Origin of the sequence: Pseudonocardia kujensis, from assembly GCF_021283305.1 — a bacterium.
GTDB lineage: Bacteria > Actinomycetota > Actinomycetes > Mycobacteriales > Pseudonocardiaceae > Pseudonocardia > Pseudonocardia kujensis.
Map to the genome: position 1 here is coordinate 136,349 of NZ_JAJSOK010000013.1, position 6,085 is coordinate 142,433.

Annotated in this window: 4 protein-coding genes; all 4 read right to left on the reverse strand. The window is 74.2% G+C overall.

Features of this window, described 5'->3' with window-relative positions:
- Window positions 1-120 precede the first annotated feature (120 nt).
- Entirely contained in the window at window positions 121-1,773 is a 1,653-nt protein-coding gene (locus LWC35_RS12330) for a hypothetical protein (protein ID WP_232870211.1), read from the reverse strand.
- Between the two features lie 136 nt (window positions 1,774-1,909).
- Entirely contained in the window at window positions 1,910-3,697 is a 1,788-nt protein-coding gene (locus LWC35_RS12335; protein ID WP_232870212.1) for a BCCT family transporter, read from the reverse strand.
- A 217-nt stretch (window positions 3,698-3,914) separates the two neighbouring features.
- Window positions 3,915-5,240: a serine hydrolase domain-containing protein gene (locus LWC35_RS12340; RefSeq protein WP_232870213.1), complete on the reverse strand. Its 1,326-nt coding sequence runs from the start codon at window positions 5,238-5,240 to the stop codon at window positions 3,915-3,917.
- A gap of 69 nt (window positions 5,241-5,309) precedes the next feature.
- The gene (locus LWC35_RS12345; RefSeq protein WP_232870214.1) at window positions 5,310-5,780 is read right to left on the reverse strand and encodes an Lrp/AsnC family transcriptional regulator; all 471 of its coding nucleotides are present in this window, start codon (window positions 5,778-5,780) and stop codon (window positions 5,310-5,312) included.
- Window positions 5,781-6,085: the final 305 nt, after the last annotated feature.

The window sequence follows — 6,085 nt, forward strand, 5'->3', positions numbered from 1 at the left end:
TCGCGGTGCCGGAGCTCCCGACTCGCGGTGCCGGAAGTCCCGACTCGCGGTGCCGGAACTCCCGACTCGCGGGAGCTCGGGGCGCGACTCGCGGAAGCCCAGGGCGCGGGTCCGGGTCGGTCAGGAGGGTTGCAGTTCGTCCGTGCGGTCGTCGTAGCGGTCCCCGTCCGGCCCGCCCCGCAGCCGCTTGGCCTGGGCGAGCCCGGCCGGGCCGGTGCGCGCCAGGGCGTGCAGGGCCAGGTCGCGGTGCACCGGGTCGTCCGTGCGGGCGAGGAACCGGCCGATCTCCCGCGCCGCGTCGGCCGGGGTGCGGGCGGCCACCCAGGCGTCGAGCTCGGCCTCGGCGACCGCGCTGCGCACCTCCGACATCCGCACGCACACGTACTCGAGGTCCTCGTCGGCCAGCTCGCCCGGCAGCGGCGCGTGCAGTCCCTGGTCGATCAGGGTCTCGTGCACCGCCCACAGCCCCATCGGGGTGAGCGAGACGATCGTGGGGTCGGGGTCGTCCCGGCCTGCCAGCTCGACGAGCCCGTCGAGGTCCTCGGCGTCGAGCAGCTCGCCGAGCTCGACCGCGCCGAGCAGCTCCAGCGCGTCGAGCAGCGCGGTGACGTCGCGCCGCCAGAGCCGCTGCTCCGCGTCGCCGGCGAGGTCGTCGACCACGCAGCCGCACTCCTCGTTGACGGCCTCGCGGACGAGCCGGTGGAAGAGCTCGACCGGGATGGGGCCGCCGCCCGCGGCGTAGAGCTCGAGCCACAGGATCGGGAACGCGTCGGAGAGGGACATGCCGAACAGCGACGGCGCGCCGAACACGTCGGTGCCGCCGAGGTGGTCGCCGATCCGCCCGACGGCCCCGAACACCCGCCGCCACAGCTCGATCGGCCGGTGCAGGTCCTTCGCGGCGCTCTTCACCGGGACCAGCCGGCCGTGCAGCGGGCGCACCAGCCGGGCGGCCTTGGCCCAGTGCAGCAGCATCGAGGTCTCGGGCAGGTCGTTGCCGGTGCGCGCGCTGTCCCGGTAGAGCTGGTCGAGGCCGAGCAGGTCGGCGAGGGAGAGCGCATCGGCGAGGCCGAGCTTGCCGTCCCGGGTGAGCCGGCGGCCCGCGCGCACCCACACGGTGAGCTTGCGGAGCAGGTCGAGCGCCGTGCTCTCCTGCGCGGCGGTGACCATCTCGGCGGCGCTGGGCAGCAGCACCGGCGGCAGCTCGGGTGCGGGCGCCGGGTCCCGCGGCGCCTCCTCCTCGCGCCGGGTGATCTCGGCGAGCGCGGCCCGGTCGATGTCGACCTCGCCGGAGCGGGCGCGGTCGAGGAAGCGCTGCACCGCCCGCGGGTCGGCGGGGTCGACGCCGTGCCGGCGCAGCTGGACGCCCCAGAACTTGCCGAGGTCGTAGTTGCGCTCGTCGGCGATCCCGTCGAGCAGCGCGGGGGTGGAGTCCCGGACCTGCGCGTGCAGCTCCGCGCGCGAGGCGGAGCGGTGGTCGAGCCCGTCGGCGTCGGCCAGGAAGTCGATCAGCGCGTGGAAGGCCTCGGGGACCTCCTCGGCGTCGAGCACGGTGACGTGCCGCGGGAACCACATGCCGAGCGCGTCGGCGACGTGCGCCCGGGTCCACCGGCCGAGCCTGCGGTCGAGCGCGTACTTGTAGTCGAGCGCGGCGGCGACCAGGAAGACGTCCGCCGAGACCCGGCGCCGGCGGGCCCATGTCAGGAAGGCCTCCAGCAACCGGTCCCGAGCTCCGGCGTATCCCTGGTCGTCACCGGGGGCGAAGACGAGACGCATCGGGAGCCACCTTCTCAGCCCCGGCGGGAAGCGGGGGACAGGGGGTCCGGAGATCCGCGACCGGCCGGTGCGGTAGGGGCCGCACACGCGACGGGGCCCCCGGCGCACGGCCGGGGGCCCCGGCGCTGCGCGGCGGTCAGGCGCGCCGGGGCGGCTGCGGCTCGCCCGGCAGGAGGGTGCCCCCGCCGTGCTCGCGCGCCTCCTCGGCGCCGTCGGCCATGCTCATCGGCTTGACGTTGAGGATGAAGTCGCCGTCGTGCGCCTTGAGGCCGTAGTCCACGGCCTGCTCGACGGCCTCGGCGGCCTTGTTCTCCTTGCGGATCAACGGGTCGTGGCGCAGGTCCTTGTACAGCGACACGCACAGCAGGACCATCACGATCACGAACGGCAGCGCCATGATGATCGTGATGTTCTGGATTCCGGACAGCGCGTCGGAGCCGCCGACCAGCAGCATGACCGCGGCGATGGCGCCCATCACCGCGCCCCAGAAGATCACGATGCCGCGGCTGGGCTCGAGGGAGCCCTTCTGCGAGATGGTGCCCATGACGACCGAGGCCGCGTCGGCGCCGGACACGAAGAAGATCGCCACGAGCAGCATCGCCACGACGGACAGCACCACCCCCAGCGGGTAGGACTGCAGCAGCCCGAACAGCTGGCCCTCGGTGCTCGCCAAGGCGAGGTCGTTGCCCGCCTGCTGCTCGGAGATCGCGGCACCGCCGAAGATCGCGAACCAGGCCAGCGACACCACGCTCGGGATGAGGATGACGCCCGCGATGAACTGCCGGATCGTGCGGCCGCGGCTGATGCGCGCGATGAACATGCCGACGAACGGCGTCCAGGAGATCCACCAGGCCCAGTAGAAGACCGTCCAGCTCTGCAGCCACGCGGCGGTCTCCGGGCCGTCGGCGCCGGTCCGGGCGGCCATCGACGCGAGGTCGGCGAGGTAGTGGCCGATGCTGCCGGGCAGCAGGTTCAGGATCAGCACGGTCGGGCCGACGACGAAGACGAAGAACGCCAGGATCGCGGCGAGCACCATGTTGATGTTGCTGAGCCACTGGATGCCCTTCGCCACGCCGCTGACGGCGGAGGCGATGAACGCGATCGTCAGCACCACGATGATCCCGACGAGCAGCCCCGAGCCCGGGTTGTCCATCCAGCCGGTCGCCTGGAGACCGCCGCCGATCTGCAACGCGCCGAGGCCCAGCGAGGCCGCGGACCCGAACAGGGTCGCGAAGATCGCGAAGATGTCGATCGCCTTGCCGAGCCCGCCCTCGGTACGCCGGGTGCCCAGCAGCGGCGCGAACGCCGCGGAGATCAGCTGGCTGCGGCCCTTGCGGAAGGTGCCGTAGGCGATCGCGAGCCCGACGACGGCGTAGATCGACCACGGGTGCAGCGTCCAGTGGAACAGCGCGGTCGACATGGCCACGTCGAGCGCCTGCGGGCTGCCCGGGGCGGCGCCGCTCCCGGGCGGGGGCGAGGTGAAGAAGGACAGCGGCTCGGCCGCGCCCCAGAACATCAGGCCGATGCCCATGCCCGCCGAGAACATCATCGCGACCCACGAGGACGTCCGGAACTCCGGGCCCTCGTCGTCCCGGCCGAGCGGGATCTTGCCGTAGCGGCTCGCGGCCAGCCAGACCGCGAACACCACGAAGCCGCTCGCGGCGAGGATGAAGAACCAGCCGCCGCCGCTCATGATCCCGTTCAGCACGGCGCTCGCGACCGACGAGAGGTTCTCGGTGCCGGCGATGCCCCAGACGATGAACGCGACGACCAGGGCGGCCGAGACGCCGAAGACGACCTTGTCGGTGGGCTTGCGCCGTTCCGCCGCGCCGGCGCCCTCGAGGACGGGTGCGGCGGCCGCGGCGCCGTCCTCGGGGTCGGGGGTGGGGGAGGGGCCGCCGGTGGTGGGTTCCTTGACTGTCATGCGTGGCTTCCCGCCCGGAGGCGGGGTCCCCCTCACGTCTCGTCGGTCCGGTCCGTGTGCGTCCGTCACCTTCGGTCCCCGGACGGGCGGAGTCAACCTTCCCGTCCCCTCCCGTTCCGTGTGACGCTTTTGGTTGCGCACGGTGCGTACCAGCGTGAAACGGCCCGATCGACCTGCGAGAACGGACGAACGGGTCATTCGGATCGTTACGGGAACGTCACGGCGCGGACCACCCCTCGGCGGGCACCCCGCCCGGCACGGGCGCGGCCGGGTCGTACGGGGTGCGGGTGAGGACGAAGGTGGCCAGGTTCAGCGCGACGGGGTCGAGCCGGAGCGTCTCGCCCGCGAAGTAGCCGTCGAGCCCGACCCACGTGCCGTCGGGGCGCGGCCGGAACCGGGAGGAGCGGCCCCGCCTGCCGAGCCCGCCCAGGTGCAGCAACCCACCCGGGACCGCGCGCAGCACGTACGGCGAGGGCCCCCAGTACCAGGGGCCGAGCAGCGCGGCGGGCACCGGCGACGGGGCGGGCGACCAGGCGTCGACGACGGTCGGCTCGGCCGCGCGGAGGTCGGCCAGCAGCCGGGAGGGGAGGGCGCCGTCGAGCCCGGAGGTGACGTTGGCCAGCGCGAGCGCCGCGGTGCCCTCCTCGCGGTCGGCCCACAGCCCGGCGAGGAAGCCCGGCATCGAGCCGCCGTGCCCGACCAGCGTCCGGTCCTCGTGCCGCTGCACCTGCACCCCCAGCCCGTACGACGACCAGGTCGGGCCGGAGAAGTCGACGCCCGCCGGGATCGTCATCTCCTCCACGGTGGCGGGGGAGAGGACGTCGCCCGTGTCGCCCAGCAGGAACGCCCCGAGCCGCCCGAGGTCGGCGGCCGTGGACCACAGCTGCCCGGCCGCAGCCATCACGCCGGCGTGGTGCTCGGGCTCGGCCAGCAGCTCGTCCGACCACGGGTGCACGGCGTAGCCCTGGGCGGCGCGTCCGTCCGGGCGCGGGGTGGTGCGGCGCATCCCGAGCGGGAGCAGCACCTCGTCCCGGGCCACCTCCTCCCACGCGCGCCCGCGCACGCGGGCGACCAGCTCGCCGAGCAGCCCGAAGCCGAGGTTGGAGTAGTGGAACCGGCGCCCGCCGGGCAGGACGCGGTGCTCCTCGGCCAGCCCGAGGTCCGCGAGCGTGCCGCCCGGGGTGCGCTCCCACCACGCCCCGGGGCTCTCCGAGGTCGCGCCGGCGGTGTGCGAGAGCAGCTGGGTGAGCGTGCGGTCGCCGAGCGGGGTGCCGGGCACGTGCTTCCCGAGCGGGTCGTCGAGGTCGAGCAGGCCCTCGTCGCGCAGGCGCAGCACGGTGACCGCGCAGACGGTCTTGGAGATCGAGCCCAGGCGGTACTGGACGTCGGCGTGCGGCTCCGCGACCGCGCCCCGCCCCGTGGACCAGGCCAGGGCCCCGTCGCGGACCACGCCCGCGACGAGGGAGGGGCAGCGCCCGTCGCGCTGCGCACGGGCGACACGGGCGAGCAGGGTGCGTTCGGTCGACGGCAGCAGGGAGCTCATGATCGGACGCTAGCGACTCCCTCGGCGGTACGCGGCGAGTGGTGCTTCGGTACCGCCCGCCGCGGACGGTCACGCGAGCAGCTGGGTGACACGGTGGTCGACGAGGCGCCGCATGACCAGCGAGGTGGTGGTGCGCTCGACGCCGTCGATGACGAGCAGCCGCCCCGCGATGCGGTAGAGGTCGTCCGCGTCCCGGGCCACGACCTGCACCTGCAGGTCGCCCTGCCCCGAGATCCCGACGACCTCCAGCACCTCCGGGATCGCGGCGAGGGCCGCGGCCACGCGGTCGAGCAGCCGCTGGACCACCACGACGGTGACGTAGGCCGTGAGCGGGTACCCCAGCGCCGCCGGGTCGATCCGCCGCTCCTCGCTGCGCAGCACGCCGCGGTCCTCGAGGCGCGCGAGTCGGGCCTGCACGGTGTTGCGGGACAGCCCGGCCGCCTCGGCGAGCGCGAGAGCGGTGCCGCGGGGGTTCGCGACCAGCGCGCGCAGCAGCCGGGCGTCGATGTCGTCGACCGGGCCCGGCCGGGGGTCGTGCATCCTGCTCGCCTCCTCACGGAGCCGGACCGCCGAGGTGTGCAGGATGCACGCCTTCTCGGCCCCGACTTGTGCAGGGATCGTATCGGTGGTGCGCTCGTCGGGCACCGTGCACGAGAGGAGCCCACCGATGACCGCCGTCTCCGACTCCCGACCCGCCGGCACCGACCGGCTCGCGGTACTGGGGGAGATCGAGCAGCGGGTGCGCTGGCTCTCCACCGCGATCATCGACCACGCCAACCGGGTGCGGCCCAACCCGACGGGGTTGAAGGTCGGTGGGCACCAGGCGTCGTCGGCGTCGATGACCA

What these genes read in the sequence shown, in the direction of transcription:
- LWC35_RS12330 (WP_232870211.1), bottom strand. Translation starts at nt 1,773, where the DNA reads ATGCGTCTCGTCTTCGCCCCCGGTGACGACCAGGGATACGCCGGAGCT.
- LWC35_RS12335 (WP_232870212.1), bottom strand. Translation starts at nt 3,697, where the DNA reads ATGACAGTCAAGGAACCCACCACCGGCGGCCCCTCCCCCACCCCCGAC.
- LWC35_RS12340 (WP_232870213.1), bottom strand. Translation starts at nt 5,240, where the DNA reads ATGAGCTCCCTGCTGCCGTCGACCGAACGCACCCTGCTCGCCCGTGTC.
- LWC35_RS12345 (WP_232870214.1), bottom strand. Translation starts at nt 5,780, where the DNA reads ATGCACGACCCCCGGCCGGGCCCGGTCGACGACATCGACGCCCGGCTG.